At 41.5% G+C, this 16,796-nt stretch carries 19 protein-coding genes; 2 read left to right on the top strand and 17 right to left on the bottom strand.

The genetic code is table 11. The features are described from left to right. Window positions 1-88 precede the first annotated feature (88 nt). The 16 genes from NSQ26_RS04210 to NSQ26_RS04135 all read right to left on the bottom strand — a co-directional run bounded on the left by NSQ26_RS04210 (window position 89) and on the right by NSQ26_RS04135 (window position 13,242). Window positions 89-1,552: a spore germination protein gene (locus NSQ26_RS04210; RefSeq protein ID WP_499719303.1), complete on the bottom strand. Its 1,464-nt coding sequence runs from the start codon at window positions 1,550-1,552 to the stop codon at window positions 89-91. Continuing rightward, window positions 1,524-2,129: a stage V sporulation protein SpoVABEA gene (gene spoVAEA / locus NSQ26_RS04205; protein ID WP_499719302.1), complete on the bottom strand. Its 606-nt coding sequence runs from the start codon at window positions 2,127-2,129 to the stop codon at window positions 1,524-1,526. The genes NSQ26_RS04210 and spoVAEA overlap by 29 nt, the downstream gene beginning before the upstream one ends. Next, a complete protein-coding gene (gene spoVAE / locus NSQ26_RS04200; RefSeq protein ID WP_090776184.1) occupies window positions 2,130-2,483 on the bottom strand; it encodes a stage V sporulation protein AE in 354 nt (117 codons plus the stop codon). A 2-nt stretch (window positions 2,484-2,485) separates the two neighbouring features. Further along, window positions 2,486-3,493, bottom strand: a complete 1,008-nt coding sequence (gene spoVAD, locus NSQ26_RS04195) for a stage V sporulation protein AD (protein ID WP_499719300.1) — start codon at window positions 3,491-3,493, stop codon at window positions 2,486-2,488. Between the two features lie 38 nt (window positions 3,494-3,531). Continuing rightward, entirely contained in the window at window positions 3,532-3,990 is a 459-nt protein-coding gene (locus tag NSQ26_RS04190; protein WP_499719299.1) for a SpoVA/SpoVAEb family sporulation membrane protein, read from the bottom strand. Window positions 3,991-4,421: 431 nt separating this feature from the next. Beyond that, the gene (gene sigF, locus NSQ26_RS04185) at window positions 4,422-5,183 is read right to left on the bottom strand and encodes an RNA polymerase sporulation sigma factor SigF (protein ID WP_090776138.1); all 762 of its coding nucleotides are present in this window, start codon (window positions 5,181-5,183) and stop codon (window positions 4,422-4,424) included. 11 nt (window positions 5,184-5,194) lie between these two features. Continuing rightward, the gene (spoIIAB, locus tag NSQ26_RS04180) at window positions 5,195-5,635 is read right to left on the bottom strand and encodes an anti-sigma F factor (protein ID WP_090776137.1); all 441 of its coding nucleotides are present in this window, start codon (window positions 5,633-5,635) and stop codon (window positions 5,195-5,197) included. Beyond that, entirely contained in the window at window positions 5,636-5,980 is a 345-nt protein-coding gene (gene spoIIAA / locus NSQ26_RS04175; RefSeq protein ID WP_090776136.1) for an anti-sigma F factor antagonist, read from the bottom strand. Window positions 5,981-6,089: 109 nt separating this feature from the next. After that, window positions 6,090-7,262 carry a D-alanyl-D-alanine carboxypeptidase family protein gene (locus NSQ26_RS04170; RefSeq protein WP_499719297.1) on the bottom strand — a complete coding sequence of 391 codons (1,173 nt, stop codon included), beginning with the start codon at window positions 7,260-7,262 and terminating at the stop codon, window positions 6,090-6,092. A gap of 188 nt (window positions 7,263-7,450) precedes the next feature. Further along, window positions 7,451-7,819, bottom strand: a complete 369-nt coding sequence (locus NSQ26_RS04165) for a Na+/H+ antiporter subunit G (protein WP_499719296.1) — start codon at window positions 7,817-7,819, stop codon at window positions 7,451-7,453. Continuing rightward, complete coding sequence (locus NSQ26_RS04160; RefSeq protein WP_499719295.1) at window positions 7,797-8,081, bottom strand: Na(+)/H(+) antiporter subunit F1; 285 nt, start codon at window positions 8,079-8,081, stop codon at window positions 7,797-7,799. Before NSQ26_RS04160 ends, NSQ26_RS04165 begins: the two co-directional genes overlap by 23 nt. Beyond that, a complete protein-coding gene (locus tag NSQ26_RS04155; protein ID WP_499719294.1) occupies window positions 8,081-8,563 on the bottom strand; it encodes a Na+/H+ antiporter subunit E in 483 nt (160 codons plus the stop codon). Before NSQ26_RS04155 ends, NSQ26_RS04160 begins: the two co-directional genes overlap by 1 nt. Window positions 8,564-8,597: 34 nt before the next feature. Further along, complete coding sequence (locus NSQ26_RS04150; protein WP_499719292.1) at window positions 8,598-10,088, bottom strand: Na+/H+ antiporter subunit D; 1,491 nt, start codon at window positions 10,086-10,088, stop codon at window positions 8,598-8,600. After that, window positions 10,081-10,419, bottom strand: coding sequence for a Na(+)/H(+) antiporter subunit C (locus NSQ26_RS04145; protein WP_499719291.1), 339 nt, complete (start codon window positions 10,417-10,419; stop codon window positions 10,081-10,083). Before NSQ26_RS04145 ends, NSQ26_RS04150 begins: the two co-directional genes overlap by 8 nt. A 2-nt stretch (window positions 10,420-10,421) precedes the next feature. Then, entirely contained in the window at window positions 10,422-10,844 is a 423-nt protein-coding gene (locus tag NSQ26_RS04140) for a Na(+)/H(+) antiporter subunit B (protein ID WP_499719290.1), read from the bottom strand. Next, window positions 10,831-13,242, bottom strand: a complete 2,412-nt coding sequence (locus NSQ26_RS04135) for a Na+/H+ antiporter subunit A (RefSeq protein WP_499719289.1) — start codon at window positions 13,240-13,242, stop codon at window positions 10,831-10,833. Before NSQ26_RS04135 ends, NSQ26_RS04140 begins: the two co-directional genes overlap by 14 nt. A 617-nt stretch (window positions 13,243-13,859) precedes the next feature. Between NSQ26_RS04135 and NSQ26_RS04130 the strand changes: the two genes are divergently transcribed. Together NSQ26_RS04130 and NSQ26_RS04125 are read left to right on the top strand one after the other, a co-directional pair. Next, window positions 13,860-14,546, top strand: coding sequence for a universal stress protein (locus NSQ26_RS04130; protein WP_499719287.1), 687 nt, complete (start codon window positions 13,860-13,862; stop codon window positions 14,544-14,546). A gap of 181 nt (window positions 14,547-14,727) precedes the next feature. Beyond that, window positions 14,728-15,321 carry a YqaA family protein gene (locus NSQ26_RS04125; RefSeq protein ID WP_499719285.1) on the top strand — a complete coding sequence of 198 codons (594 nt, stop codon included), beginning with the start codon at window positions 14,728-14,730 and terminating at the stop codon, window positions 15,319-15,321. 124 nt (window positions 15,322-15,445) lie between these two features. On the opposite strand, the gene NSQ26_RS04120 is transcribed toward NSQ26_RS04125, so the two are convergent. Next, window positions 15,446-16,753, bottom strand: a complete 1,308-nt coding sequence (locus NSQ26_RS04120) for a pyrimidine-nucleoside phosphorylase (RefSeq protein ID WP_499719283.1) — start codon at window positions 16,751-16,753, stop codon at window positions 15,446-15,448. Window positions 16,754-16,796 lie beyond the last annotated feature (43 nt).

Below are 16,796 nucleotides of genomic sequence, written 5' to 3'. Positions count from 1 at the left end.
TCTCCACTAGAATTGCGTGTACTTACGCTTACCTATTGTACATGAACAATCTATCCATTCTCAAACAAAATGCGTCTAAATCTCCATTTTATTCGTTTGTGGGCATTTGCCGTACTTTATCACGAGGGTGCACAATGCTTGGACGCCAACGCACAGACGGCACCGTTGTACGGAATAATATTTGCGCAAGCGCTGGAGGATCAAACGGTAGAAACGGCCACATATACGGCCGGTTTAAAGGACGCGTCATCACAAGTGTCATAAACAGCATGAACACCGACAATACCAACCCTAAGACACCAAAGAAAACAACAGATATAATCATGACATACCGTATAATTCGCAACGCAACCCCGAGTTCATAGCTTGGCGTAGCGAACATGCCCATTGCACCAAGCGCCACATACAAGATCACTTCTGGCGTAAAATAACCAACTTCTATTGCCATATCGCCAATTAACATTGCGGCGATTAAACCAAGTGCTGTCGCCAATGGGGATGGCGTATGAATGGCTGCCATTCGTAGTAACTCAATACCCATCTCTGCAAAAACAATTTGTACCGCAAGTGGAATGTTCTTCTCTTCATTTACGCCAATAAAGTCCAGTGCTGCAGGCAGTAAGTCTTGATTCATCGCCAGTAGCAACCAAAAAGGGACAATGAACAAGGAAAACAAGATGCCAATGAACCGCATCCAACGAAGAAATGTACCGACGGCTGCTGATTGACGATACTCTTCTGCATGTTGAATGTGATGAAATAATGTTACCGGTGTAATGATGACAGATGGAGACGTATCGACCAGGATTAATACATGACCTTCAAATACATGCGTTGCAGCCACATCAGGTCGTTCTGTATAACGTACAAGTGGGAATGGATTCACGCCTTGCTTCACAATGTATTCTTCAATCACCTTGTCAGCCATTGTAATGCCATCGATATGGATTGCTTTTAACTCTTTTTTTAGTTTCGCTACTAATTCTGGGTTGGCAATCCCCTCTATGTACGTAATGCACACATCTGTTTTCGAACGGGTTCCAACGCGAATGATTTCTTGACGTAAACGCTCATCACGAATACGGCGACGTGTTAAACCTGTATTTAAAACGATGTTCTCCGTATAACCATCACGCGCACCTCGAACCACACGCTCTGTATCAGGTTCTTCTGGACCACGACCAGGATAAGAACGTACATCAGCAACAAGTGCTTGCGATTCCCCGTCAATGACAACAAAGATGAGCCCCGACAACACCTGTGTAATACATTCATCCATCGATTCAACTTCTTCAACTTGGACATGCGCAAAATAATTTTTGATGACCTCTTTTACATGATCGGTACGGCGTGAGTTTGCTTCAGCACTTATGCTCATAAGCTCTCTTAAAATTTGTGTAACGGATTGATCATCTACAAGTCCATTAACAAAGTAAATTGCGATGTCACACTGAAATAACGTTAATTTTCGTACACCAACATCAAATGATTTGCCAATGCCAAGGCGCTTTTTAAGTACCTCTTCATTTTCTGTCAGGCTTGTACTGAACATTTTTTTCTTTACCTCCTTCGGCATTTAAACCACTCCTTTCCAAAATAAGTGAAATTGCTTGACGTGTAACTGGCGCACCACGCCCAACATCATCAAATCGAGCCATTTTCCCAATATCACCAATCCCAACGACAATCGGCAATTGCAAATCATCCAACACCGAAACTGTATCACCGTTTATTCGTCCAACCTCTAGGTCAGCTAATCCTTCTTTATCCACGCCATATGCTGTTAAATGCCCAAAGCGATCGACCGATACATCCACATGTGTCCACTCCCACGCATGCGTTTGTGCCGCCACAGCCAGTGCACCTAACACTTGAATATCAGGATGATTTGCAAGGAAACGCATGTTTCTCTCTCCTGGCCCTTCATTTAAACAACCACAATCATCAAACATGACAAGAATTGGCACGTCAGGTGCCTCTTGAATGGCTTTAAGCAATTGCTGTTCATCAATCGTTGATGGATTACCAGAGGAAGCACAAATGCAGTAGCAGTCCATCTGTGGAGCGAGCCATTCTAATACACCTTTTGCTGATAAGTCGCCATCTGTAACGAAAATAACTTGGCGCATTTATACACCCCCGTGCGGTCGAAACAAAAGGGCGACAGTGACACTAAATAAAATAGAAAAAACAAACGTCACAGCCGCCATATCAAATAAACCATCACTAATAGAGAAGAGACCATTATTCCCCGCATTCATAGCGCCATGCACAAGCGAATGACCTAAGCCAGTAATTGGTAATGTGGCACCCGCTCCTGCCACAGAAATAAGGAAGTCATATAGATGAAAACCATCTAACATCATTCCAAATATCATTAGTGTAACCAATACTTGGACCGGTGATAACTTTCCTATATCAAGCAACATTTGTCCAACAAAACAAATGGCTCCACCCACTAAAAATGCCCAAATATATTCCACCATTATTCCTCCCTCTCCAATACAATTGCATGTGCAATGGTTGGGATCGATTGTTTTTGACCAATGAATGTCGTATTGAGAAAAACGCCCCCTGTCACAACAAGCATACGCTTCTTCTTGCCCCTTTTTAACATGTCGAGTAAATGACCACATACAACCGTCGCCGCACAACCCGCACCACTGCCACCTGCATAGGGATGTTGTTTTGTACAATACATCATGACCCCACAATCCATATGCGTGTCGCTTAGTAATAAACCTTTTTCTCTTAAAATTTTTCGGTAAATTTCCGTCCCTACTGCACCAAGATCTCCTGTCACAATCAGATCAAAATCAGTCAACGCCTGCTTCGTTTTTTCTAAGTGCCACAATGTTGTTTCTGCTACTGCAGGAGCCAATACCGCGCCTAAATGAAACGGATCATTTACACCAAAATCATAAACTATCCCTAGCGAAGCTTCGGTCACTTTTACTTCTGTTCGTTTTCTGCCAAGCAAAATAGCGCCGGAACCCGTTACTATTGTCTGCGCATATAATGGTTTCTGCATAGCAAATTCAGTCGGATAAAACCATTGCTTTTCGGCTACACCGTAATGACTGCTTGTTGCTGCGACAATGTGATCCGCAAAACCACCATTGATCCATAACGCAGCCATCACCATAGATTCCACTAAAGTCGCTCCAGCCGAGTACACACCAGCATAAGGGATTTGCAAATCGCACGCGACCATACTAGCGCTCATCATTTGATTTGATAAGTCGCCCGCGATCAACAGGTCTACATCACCACGAGTGATTTGCCCCTTTGTTAAACAATGATCAATTGCTGTTCTTAATAATTGTTTTTCAGCCGCCTCCCAATTTTTTTCCCCGCAATATAAACTAGAAAATACTTCATCAAACGATCCCGCAAGTGGTCCACTGCCTTCCCTAGGACCTACCGACGTGCCACTCGATTGAACATAGATCGGTTCTTGAAATATGAGTGTCTTCTTACGATACCGCCCCATGCAAGCACTCCCTCCAATTCGTCACGCCACACGCCCCATTATTGAATAAATACTTTAATGAGCAACCGTGCAAAGCTTAGCACATAAGCACATGCAATCCCAGCAACAATAATAGGACCTACAAGACGAAACAACTGCGGACCTATCCCGATAAAAAAACCTTCAGATTTATGTTCTATCGCTGCACTCGCCATTGCATTCACAAACCCAACAATAGGTACGAGTAAACCGGCGCCAAAAGTCTGTGCCCACTTACGATATACACCGAGACCTGTCGCCAATGCTGCCAGACCAATAAATGACACGAGCATATAACTTGTAGCGCGCTCGGTGCTCACCGAAAAAAAATAGTGATAACCATTAGCAACTAATTGTCCTAAGACGCAAAGCATTCCTCCTGATATAAAAGCGAGCAAGCCGTGTTTGACCACTTGTTTTTTTCCACGATACAATGAGATATTTTCTCGATACACACTCTTCCGTGTCACACGATCCATGTTTAAAATCCTTTCATCAAAAGGGTTTCAAAGTAAAAGCACGCTCCCTATATTGATCTACTCGTAGTATGACTAAAAACAATGCGTTCATACATAGAAAAAAAGCCTACACCTAAGTAATAAGGTGAGACCTCCAATAGAAAGACATGGTACAAGTAAGTTAACCCTACTTTTTAGCTTAAAGTTAAAAAAACTTGACCTTATCAATTACAGATCGTTATAATGAAAGCATACCGTAAATGAGTTAGGCGGTTTTTATCCTTCGTAGAATGACAACATATTCACGGGCAACGCTTGTGAACAGATTACCACCTATTTTTATTACGTGTATTTCCCCCCTTTCCCACCTAGACAAATACCCCTAGCGCAAACTTCAAGAAAAATGAAGGCAAGCGCTCGTTTCCTCGAACAAGCGCCTGCCTTCTGTCTCGTTATTCAGCCATATTCTCACGCATATTGCCAAGTATCTTCTTTTCCAATCGAGACACTTGCACTTGTGAAATTCCTAATCGCTCAGCTACCTCACATTGCGTTTGATCTTTGTAATAACGTAAATATACAATGAGGCGCTCACGTTCTTCCAAATGACAGATCGCTTCTTTTAGTGCAATTTTATCAAACCACCGTCCTTCAGAATGATCTGCAATTTGATCAAGTAACGTAATTGGATCCCCATCATTTTCATACACGGTGTCATGAATGGACGACAGTGTTCGATTTGCATCTCCAGCAAACACTACTTCTTCCACAGTCACACCAAGGTGTGTTGCGAGCTCATTCACTGTCGGCGTACGACAAAGCTTCTTTGTCAGCTCGTCTTTTGCTTTGCGAATTTTATTGCTCAATTCCTTAATTGAGCGACTCACTTTCACTGTGCCATCATCACGAAGAAAACGTTGGATTTCCCCAATGATCATTGGAACAGCATAAGTAGAAAACTTCACGTCGTATGACAAATCGAACTTATCAACGGATTTGATTAAACCAATACAGCCAATTTGAAACAAATCCTCTGCTTCATAACCACGATTCATGAAACGCTGCACAACAGACCAGACAAGACGTGTATTGCGTTGCACAATTTTATCACGCGCCAAATTGTCACCAGCCTGGCTTGCTGCAATTAAACGTTTCACTTCAGGGTCGGATAACGGCGCCTCTCGCTTCCCGCTTGGTTTGACTTCGGCACTCATCGCTTATCCCCCTACCTACAGACCGCATTTGTAGGGGCCAATTGTTTTTTTAAGTACACTGTTGTACCGATCAATGGTTCGGAAGATACATGTATTTCTTGACAAAAGTTTTCCATAATCGTAAAACCCATGCCGGAACGCTCTAACTCCGGCTTTGATGTATAGAGTGGTTGTCGTGCTTCTTCAATATCATGAATACCGACACCTTCATCACGGACAATCAATGAGAGCGCACGGTCAGAAATCGTTGCTGAAATGTGGACTTGACCTTCAGGGTTATTCTCGTAACCATGAATAATCGCATTTGTCACTGCCTCAGAGACAACAGTTTTCACTTCCGTTAATTCATCCATTGTCGGATCCAATTGTGCTAAGAAAGCACTGACTGTGATTCGGGCAAACGCTTCATTTTCACTTAAAGCCGAAAATGAAAGTTCCATCTTGTTTCTCATTTACGCCACCCCCAACTTTTGCAAAGCAAATGCTTCATTCTCTTCCGTACCAATGATCTTAAATAAACCTGACATCTCAAACAAACGTTTAACTGCTGGTGAAATCGCACAAACAACCATTTCTCCTCCGTTTGCCTGCAGCTGCTTGTAACGACCAAGAATCACACCTAATCCCGAGCTATCCATAAAAGAGAGCTCTGCTAAATTTAGTACGACATGCTTTGTATGAAACATTTTCTCCTCCATTTTTACACGGAGTTCTTTTGCAAAGTGATGGTCTAATTCTCCTTGCAGACGTACAAGTAACACATCTTCCTTTTGCTCCAAATGAATGTTCAAACTCATTTCCAGCACCTCCCACACACGTTGTCTATATCTCTATTCTATTTACGCAACGAGGAACCCTTGCACACGACAAAACTAGTGTAAAAAAACATGAATACTTTCCTTCAGGTCAATTCCCCGCAAATGTTGACATCATTCTTTTGAACAATGTCCACCACGAAGCATCAGCTACATCGGTTTCAGCCACCAATTGTGTTTCAGATAATGTTTGTCCATTTTTTTGGACAAGTAAATGACCGACAACATCACCTTTCTTCACTGGCGCCTGTAACGCTTCTGCCATTTCAACTTTCACTTCTGTATCTGCAGTATCCGTTCCTTTTTTCAGCAGTACAGATACTTTATCAGGTGTGACCGCACGAACAGTTTCCTCCACACCTTTGACAACAGGCACTTCCCCCATGACATCGCCTTGTTCTTGGAGTGGCTTAGTCATGTATTGATTGAATGCATAATCAAGCATGCTCGTAATTTGACCATTACGCTCTTTCGGTGTTGGCGCACCCATAATGACCGCAATGACCCGCATCCCATTCTTCTCAGCTGTCGCAGTCAATCCATACTTTGCTTCTTTTGTGAAACCTGTCTTCAAACCATCTACACCGGGATAAAACCGGACCAACTTGTTCGTATTGACAAGCCAAAATTCCTTGTCCGTGCCTTTGCGCAAATAGTCTTCATAAATGCCAGTATAGGCCGTTATATTTTCATACTTTAACAGCTCTTTTGACATCATCGCTAAATCATGTGCTGATGTATAGTGATCTGCCTCTGGTAAGCCGTTTGTGTTTTGAAACTTTGTATCCTTTAAACCTAATTGTTTCGCCTTCTCATTCATCATTTTTACAAACTCTTCTTCTGTACCACCAATGTGTTCTGCCATCGCTACAGATGCATCATTACCAGATGCAACGGCAATCGCTTTTAACATGTCATCAACCGTCATTTCTTCTCCCGGCTCTAAAAATACTTGTGAACCACCCATTGATGCTGCCTTCTCACTTACGCGCACTTGGTCTTCGTATTTTAATGAGCCTTCATCAATCTGTTCCATAATCAGCAACATCGTCATAATTTTTGTCATACTAGCTGGAGGCAATTGTTTATGACTTTCCTTTTCAAACAATATCTTCCCTGTGTCTCGCTCTATTACAATGGCCGCAGCTGACTCCTCTGCCAATGAAACATTTGATGCTGGATTTTCTTTTTCTGCATACACTGAACTACCTGCATTCGTGATGAACAACATAAGTACAAGCAAACTTACAAACAATTTTTTCATTTTTTATATCCTCCACTCGTCCCGAGACTCAAAAATCAAAAACTACTCTCTAGCTTAGCCATTTGTGAGATCGTTTATACAGCGAACAGCGTAAAAGACCTATGCTTTCCCTAGAAAACACAAAAAAAGTGATCCTACTCCAGTAGCAAAATCACTTCTTGTTTCATATAAGCTAAATTCAATATTTATCACTGACCCTCTTGCTTCTTATCCTTCAATGCTTCTGCCAACTCATCCTCCATACTTGTTTTTGTTAATGGTACACCGGACCGGTAAGCTGCCCGTGTAATCAAGTGTCCTGCCACTGGTGCAGTTAAAAACACAAAGATAATCCCTAACAAAAGACGTACACTAATATATTGATCTGCTAACCAAAAATATATAAAAGTCCCTGATAATGTTAGCAACACTGCCAAAGTCACACTCTTTGTACCTGCATGTGAACGTGTATATACATCGGGTAGGCGAATGATACCAATCGCACTTACCACACTCATCATTGCCCCAGCCAAAATGAGTGCACCAGCTACTACTTCACCTGTCACGCTTTCGCTCAATAATCACACCTCTTTCAATGAACTTAGAAAAAGCGATCGTACTCACAAATGCTAAGATACCTATAATCAACATCACATCTACGTAGGCAGTTGTTTGTAAAAGAACTGAAAAAACGGCTGTAATAGAGATAAGATTCACCCCAATTGTATCCAAAGCCACTACCCGGTCCGGCATCGATGGTCCACGAATAACCCGAAAAGCAGTCAAGGCAATCGCGACAGAAAATAATACAAGTGCGCTCATTAACATCGTTGTAAACATTAGCGTGTGACCCCCATAATTGCTTTTTCGAATTTTTTCATTGCACGCAACACAGCACCTTTCGACTCAGGAATATCCATTACGTGTATATATAAACGCTTGTTAGAAGGGGCTACTTCAATCACGACAGATCCTGGTGTTAATATAACCAACAATGACAACATCGTCACTTCCCACTCGCCTTCTAGTTGTGTATCGTATGCAAATATACCTGGTTTCAGTTGCAAACGTGGACTTAATACTTGTCTAACGACTAAAATACTCGAAGTAAATAACTCTTTTGTGAACAACAAAAGTAACAGACCGAATGCGAACAAGCGCCGTAAATAGAATTCGCGAAAGAAAAACCGTCTCATCATATAAATGATGACCATCCCAATTAAAAAACCCGCAAAAAACGTAGAGACTTCAAACTTGCTTTCATCTTGCAACAACAGCCACAGAAAAGCCAGCATGATATTTAACAATAATTGTCCAAACATGACGCTTCCCCCTTTCTTTCCTCAATCAAGTTATTCATAAAAAAGCATCATCAGGTAGAACTGCATCAATGTATAATTGAGGATTCATCAATGTTTCAGCAGCTTGGGAGACAATGTCCGTGATACTTTCCACACCTAAACCTAATGCACACATCACAATCGCCAACAACACACTTGGCAACATCATCCCTTTTTTCAAAACGACACGATCATCTTCACTGATCGACGGCTCACCCCAGAAACAATTTGTAAACACACGTAGCAAAGAATATAGGACAAACATGCTGGCAATTAATCCTACAATAAGTAAGACGTAAGCGCCCCCTTCAAGCACACCTTGAGCCACGTATATTTTCCCTATAAATCCACTTAACGGTGGAATGCCCGCTAAAGCTAACATCACTAAGAAAAACAACCATCCGAGCAACGGATAATGATAAATTAATCCACTCATACGCTCCATATACGCTGTTCGCGATGCATACATCGTCACACCGATTAAGAGAAAGAGCAATGCTTTTGTGATCATATCGTGTATCAAATAATAGATGGCGCCTTCAATCGCTGTCGTATTGTAAACGGCAAGTCCACTTAAAATAAACCCAACTGCAATGACAACATTGTATGAAATCACTTTTCGCACATCATGTGATGAAATGGCCCCTAAACTTCCACCGATCATCGTTGCCATGGCCATGAAAGCAATCAACACATGAGTCACTTCTACTTGATGATAAAACAGCAAAGTAAATGTGCGAAACAATGCATAAATCCCTACTTTTGTTAACAATGATCCAAATAACGCTGCGATTGCCATCGGCGGCGCACCATAAGTTCCTGGTAACCAAAAATATAACAACAACCCTGCTTTCAAACTAAACACGAGTAAAAAGACAATCGCGATGGTCGTTAAAATTGCTGGTTGATTCACTTCAGCAATACGTACTGATAAATGTGCCATATTCAGTGTTCCGAGTGCACCATATAAATAAGCAATGGCAATGAGAAACAAAGCTGAAGATATCACATTCACGAGTACGTATTTCACCGCTTCACGTAGTTGGATCTGCTTACCTCCAAGGACCAGTAAGGCATATGATGCCAATAACATGACCTCAAAACAAACAAACAGATTAAACAAATCACCTGTTAAAAATGAACCGTTGACACCCGCAACTAGTAAATGAATAAAAGGATACACATACATTTTTTCTTTCTCTTTACCAATCGAAGCAAATATATATAACAAACAAATCATCACAACGAGATTGGTCGTGACGACAAGCAACAAAGAAAACGCATCACCGACAAAAGAAATCCCAATCGGGGCAAACCAACCACCAAAGTCTATGGACATGATGCCCTCGTTTTGTACCACTAAAAGTAAATAAACACTTAAAATAAATGTGCCAAACATTGTGATCAAACTTATGATGCGCTGTGCAAGAACAAACGGTCGTAAAAACACCAATAATACACCAGCGAGCATCGGGAGAATCATAAGTAGTACTAACATATTATTCATTGTCCAATCCCCTCAATTTTGTCAAATCATCTGTTCCGAGCTCCCGATAAGTACGATAAGCTAGGACGAGGAAAAAAGACGTCACACCAAAACTAATCACAATGGCTGTTAAAATTAATGCTTGGGGTAATGCATCTGCATAAGAGGAACCCTTTTCCCCAAGCAATGGTGCATGTTCTCCTGAAAAACGCCCCATCACCATGATCAACAAATGAACGGCGTGTGACAAGACTGCGGTTCCTAAAATGACTCGTAACAAACTACGAGAAAGAATCAAATATACCGCAACTGTGACCAGCACGCCGATTAGCACAGATATCATCGTCTCCATTGCTACACATCCTCACTTATACTAAGAATAATCGTTACAACTGTACCTATCACTGCTAGCGCAACTCCTGCTTCGAATAAGACGACAGAGGAAAGTAAGACTTCCCCAAGTATCGGCAACACCACATGTGTCTCCGATTGTTTTAAAAATGGCACATCAAATAAAATCGCCATTACCCCCGTCAAAATGGACAAAGCTGCGCCTGTTGCTGCCACCATTCTAAAGTTGAATCCTATGCCTTTTTGCACGGTTTCAACATCAAAAGCCAAGTACAACAAGACAAGTGCCGTCGCTAGTACAAGACCACCGACAAAACCGCCGCCAGGTTCATAATGACCTGCCAAAAACAAGTGAACACCATATATCAGAATAATGAACACGGCAATTTTCGTCACTGTTTGTAAAATCACATCATTGGTTTTCAACGTCTTGCCCGCCCTTCTTATGGGTCAACTTGATGAGTATATACACACCTAGACCTGCTGTCATAAGAACAACCACTTCCATCATTGTATCAAATGCTCGAAAATCACCTAAGATCGCATTGACAATATTTTTAGCACCTGTCAATTCATATGCATCTTCATAAAAGGTTGAAATGGATTCAAATAACCGTTGACTGTGCACAGATAAAGCCACTAATGTCACAATCGTCCCTGCTGAAAGCGCAATAACCATATTCATCACTTTCGTACGCGCAGAGGACTTTTCCTTTTCCCACTTTGGCAGAAAGTAAAAGCATAATAAAAACAATGCTGCTGAAACGGTTTCTACAACTAATTGTGTCAACGCTAAATCAGGTGCTCTAAAAAAGACAAAAAACAATGCTAACATATAGCCGAGTACACCATTTAAGATAATCGCTGTTAAGCGCGATTTCGCAAATAAAATAGAGATTGCTGCCACCATCATGACCACACTTAAAATCATCTCATACACTCGAATCGGTGCATCTTGCGAAGTATCAATTTGAAATGCACCAGAAATAAACAACGTCGATGCAATCATGGTGAGTACAATCACAAAGATATAGACTAAATAATGATGCATATTTCCTGTCATATATCGTCTCGTCATCATTTGCGCAGATTGCTCCATGCGAAGCAACGACCCATGATAAAGTGAATCAAAAGACCATTTACGCGGGAAAAGTGCATAAACCCACATCCAATAAGGTAAGATACGATACAACAGTACACCCACCACAATGACCCCTGCTGTCATCCATAGTTCAGTCGTAATCTTCCCATGCCAAGCATCGATCTGAAAGGCAGTTGTTCCCGTAGATGCGTACAGTGGCAAAATGGCATCATAAGCAGGCTTCAAGAGATGACGTCCTATGACATTTGGAAAGAAGAATGTCACAACCACCAAACTAATTAAAATCACTGGTGCGATGAGCATACCAACCGGTGGTTCGTGTGCTTTCTTATCCAACTTCTCTGGTTCATGTTTGCCGAAGAATGTCCGGAACACAAACACACAACAGTACACAAACGTGAATATGCTGGCAACCCAAGCAACAACTAATAATATTGCCCCCCATGACTCCATGGAAAAAACGGTCAGTTCTGACGCATTTAAGACGCTTGTGAAAAACATCTCTTTGCTTAAAAAACCATTGAAGGGCGGCAATCCTGCCATGGAAAAACTACCGGCAACCGCTAACGTAAAAGTAATCGGCATCACTGCCATCAGCCCACTTAGTTTGCGGATATCTCGTGTGCCGGTTTCATGATCCACAATTCCTACAACCATAAACAGCGCTGCTTTGAATAAGGCGTGATTCACAAGATGAAAGATCGCCGCAAAAATTCCTAGAGAATAAGCTACGGTGAGATCATCAATCTGATCAAAATGAAGTGCGGCTGAGCCAAATCCCAATAAGCTCATCATCAAGCCAAGCTGACTAATCGTTGAATAAGCGAGCATCGCTTTTAAATCCGTTTGTCGAATCGCCGAAAAAGAACCCCAAAGTAACGTCACAAGTCCCACAGACGTCACGACCCAAAACCACACTGGCCCGCCACCAAATAGTGGCGTAAAACGTGCCACTAAATAAATCCCAGCTTTCACCATGGTTGCTGAATGTAGGTAAGCACTAACAGGTGTAGGTGCCTCCATTGCATCAGGCAACCATATATGGAAAGGGAATTGTGCTGATTTTGTAAATGCCCCCAACAATACTAAAATCATCGCGGGTGTAAACCATTCGTGATTTGTATACTTCGCCATCTCTCCAAGCAGTTCGCGAATGCTAAATGTATCGGCCATCCCACCCATCATGAGAAACCCAACAAGCATACTAAGACCGCCAGCAACCGTAATAAGTAACGACTTTTGTGCCCCGTAACGAGACTGGCGCCGGTGATACCAAAAAGCAATTAATAAAAATGAGGAGATACTCGTGAGTTCCCAAAATACATACAAAACGAGTAAATGATCTGAAAACACAACCCCAAGCATCGAACCCATAAAGATTAATAAATAAATATAAAAACGATGTAGTGCTTCGCGTTCCATCGACAAATAATAAATGGAATACAACACCACCAAGCTTCCGATTCCGGTAATCAATAAGCTCAATGTTAAACTAAGGCCATCAACATACATGGCTAATTGAATACCCAGTGAAGGGATCCACTGAAATGTCTCTAAATATGTACCACCTGCTGAAATATGAGGAATCTGTTTTAACAAAAAACAAAACAGCGCTAAAGGCACAATCATTACAAACCAACCTGTATGTATGTGTGAAATTCTTCTATAAAAAAACGGCACCAATATTGCTACAATAAATGGGATGAAAATTGCTATAATCATTCTGTCAAACGCACACCCTTCCACTTACGTACTCTAAAACTTATGTAGTCATTTATTTGGACACCCTGCCCCTTACATGGTAATATAAAATTCCTTGTTTTATTATCTGAAAAGATCTTCACAATCACCCTTGCGTTTCTCATACAAAAGGGGTATGATGTAAGCAATATTTGGAACTATCGTTGTGGCGTATGTGTTTATACAATCATTTTGTCCTCATGATTTCTATATGATGATAAAGATATATACAAGGAATTAAAGATTTTATATGTTTCATACCACTACAATGCGCTTTCTTTTCTAGGTGAACGCAGTGAGTATGATTCAAGTTATTTAATTTCTTATATATAGTAAAGGAGAACTGCGGGGCAGTTGATCACGTGTTATCTTTAATTATAAACTATTTTCTCTGTAAATGCACCCATAGAGACTTACAGACAAATGAATGCCTATCTTTTAGGTATTCCCCTTGAGAATGATGGTTTATTTTATATCAAACGATAATACTTGCACAATATGACGCGTACATGCATACATCTGTCATATCGCCAAACTCTTTTTACGCGATCGGTTTTAACAACACTTTAATTTTAACAAACCCTGAGGTGAGCTCCTGTATGAAAAAAGCAAAAGGACGTATGGATGAAAGTATTTTAGTATGTGTCTATTACGGACCAAACGGTGAACGCCTCATTAAACGTGGCGCTAAAATTGCACATATGCTTGATTGTCCATTATACATTTTGACAGTGGATCCCGTTCCTTACGATGAATTAGACGCCGAAAAGTCTGCTTATATTGACCGCTGGAAACAACTCACCGATGAACACGACGTCGAACAATTTTTCATCCGTGATAATGAAAAACGACCCGCTGCGAAAGTGATCGCTGAAATCGCACGTGAGAACCACATTACGCAAATCATCATTGGACAGACAGCAAAGAGCCGCTGGGAAGAAATCACGAAAGGATCATTTATTAATGTGCTCCTACGTGAAATCCCTTTTGTTGACTTCCATGTTGTTTCTTGTGATCGTGCCCTCAAAGGGTTAGAAGGTCATTTTGAAAAAGGTTGTCGTGCTTACATCGTAGAAGACGATCAAGGCTATCGGCTCGTATTTACTCACAACAGAAACGTACAATATGAAGGTATTTTCTTTAAAGAAACGGGTACGGATTTCAATAATGGCGTATTCAAGTTTATGAGGGATAACAAGATGTGCCAAGTGCACATCACTGATGATCGTGTCACTGAACCGACACGTATCCACCCTGAACTTTCTGAAGAAACATTACGTAAATAACTCCTGCACTCCAGTCGTATACTCACTGGAGTGCTTTTCTGATGTATCGATTGTCATCTTCTGCAAAAGAATGCTTAAAAACATTGTTATCCGAGTGAAAATAGTAGCCATTCATCCGTGCCATATGCGATAATATCAATAAACACTACGTTTTTATACTGTGCGGGGGGATCGTGTATCAATGGAATCATTCGTAAACTTCTTGGAGGATTTTGGTTATTGGGGGCTAGTGATACACTCATTTTTAGATGCGATCGTCTTCCCTGTCCCTGCTTTTTTCACACAAGTCTCTCTGAGTCTTGTCAATCCGAATCAAGCGCTTTTACTAGCGACAGCTGGATATATTGCTTGTCTCGCTGGGACACCGATTGGTTACTTTCTCGGCAAATTACTTGGAAATAAAGTACTTCAGCGTTTCCTTAATCCGGACAAGTTACAAAAAGCGGAAACATTATTTCGACGCAATGGCGAGGCAGCGATTTTAATTGGCTCTTTTACCCCGATCCCCTTTAAAATTTTTACCATTCTATCTGGTTCACTACATTTTTCACTATGGAAACTAATGCTTTATGCGTCCATTGGAAGAGCAGTAAAGTTTTACGTGGTTGGTCTCCTCTTCTATTTTTATGGGCATCACGCAGAAGATATTATTTCTTCTTCCTTCACATACATTATGTTAGGCTGTTCGTTCATTTTATTTATCGGGGTACTCATCAAACGTCGCCTACAAAGAAGAAAAGAAAAAAGAAGGAATGTAAATAGAAACGTCTCTTAAATACTCGGACACTTCCAATGAAGACAACTGGAACCCTCAGTTGTCTCGTTTTACTTCCTATACAAAAAGACCGTCCACCAAAGGGACAGCCTTTTTAAATGTTTCCTTTATCTATCGTTTAAGGTTAAGAAGGATAAACCTCTTTATAAATTAACGTTGGTGCCGGCGTATCGTGGGTGCCAATTGTATAAGCTTCATGAATTAAGTCTGTCACTTCGTCTACTTGCAGTGTACTTGCATGCAATGTTACGAGCGTATCGCCTTTCTCGACGCGATCACCGACCTTTTTCTCTAAAATTAAGCCGACACTCAAATCAATTTCATCTTCTTTTGTTGCTCGTCCGGCCCCAAGCTTCATCGCTGCAACGCCAATTTGATTTGCGGCAATTGATTCAACGGTACCTGCATTAGTCGCTTTCACAGCAATCTTGTGTTGTGCTTGCGCGAAGATCGTCGGATCATCAACAACATTTGGATTCCCGCCTTGTGCAGCAATAAATGTTTTTAATACTTCTTCGGCCTTGCCGTTCTCAATCACTTCAATTAACATTTGTCGTGCCGCTTCCACTGACGGTGCTTTTTTCGCGAAGTAAACCATATGACTCCCGAGCACTAAGCACAATTCTCTTACATCATCTGGACCTTTGCCTTTGACAACATCAATCGCTTCCTGGATTTCTAACGCGTTTCCAACCGCTTTCCCAAGTGGTTGACTCATATCAGAAATGATTGCCATCGTTTGCCGACCCACACGATCGCCAATGTTGACCATCGCTTGAGCGAGTGCCGTAGAATCTTCTAGTGTTTTCATAAAAGCACCTGAACCAGTCTTCACATCAAGTACAATCGCATCTGCACCAGAAGCAATCTTTTTGCTCATAATAGAACTTGCAATGAGTGCCATGGCGTTGACTGACCCGGTCACATCGCGTAGCGCATATAACTTCTTATCCGCTGGGGTTAAGTTACCTGTTTGTCCCGCCACAGCAACTTTATTTTTATTTACAAGCGAAACAAATGTGTCTGTATCCATTTCACAGTCAAATCCCGGGATCGCTTCCAATTTGTCAATTGTCCCACCTGTGTGCCCAAGACCTCGTCCGGACATTTTCGCAACAGGTACACCAAGTGCTGCCACGAGCGGTGCTAATGCAATCGTTGTTTTATCACCAACGCCACCGGTAGAATGCTTGTCGACTTTGATGCCTTCAATTTGTGACAAATCAATTTGATCACCGGATTCAGCCATTGACATCGTCAGTTCAGCCCGCTCATCTTCATTCAAATCTTGAAAATAAATCGCCATCGCAAGCGCTGACATTTGATAGTCAGGAATTTCTCCATTCGTGTAGCCAGCTACACACCATTCAATTTCTTCTTTTGTTAACGGCAAGCCGTCACGTTTTTTCTCAATCAAATCAACCATTCTCATCTGTCCCACACCCCTTAAAATGTCATGATTCAGCCGCCACGCA

Origin of the sequence: Bacillus sp. FSL W7-1360, assembly GCF_038592975.1 — a bacterium.
GTDB classification, from domain to species: Bacteria; Bacillota; Bacilli; order Bacillales; family Bacillaceae_D; genus Shouchella; species Shouchella lonarensis.
Note: the sequence above shows the minus strand (reverse complement) of the source record. Positions and strands in the feature narration are given on the sequence as shown.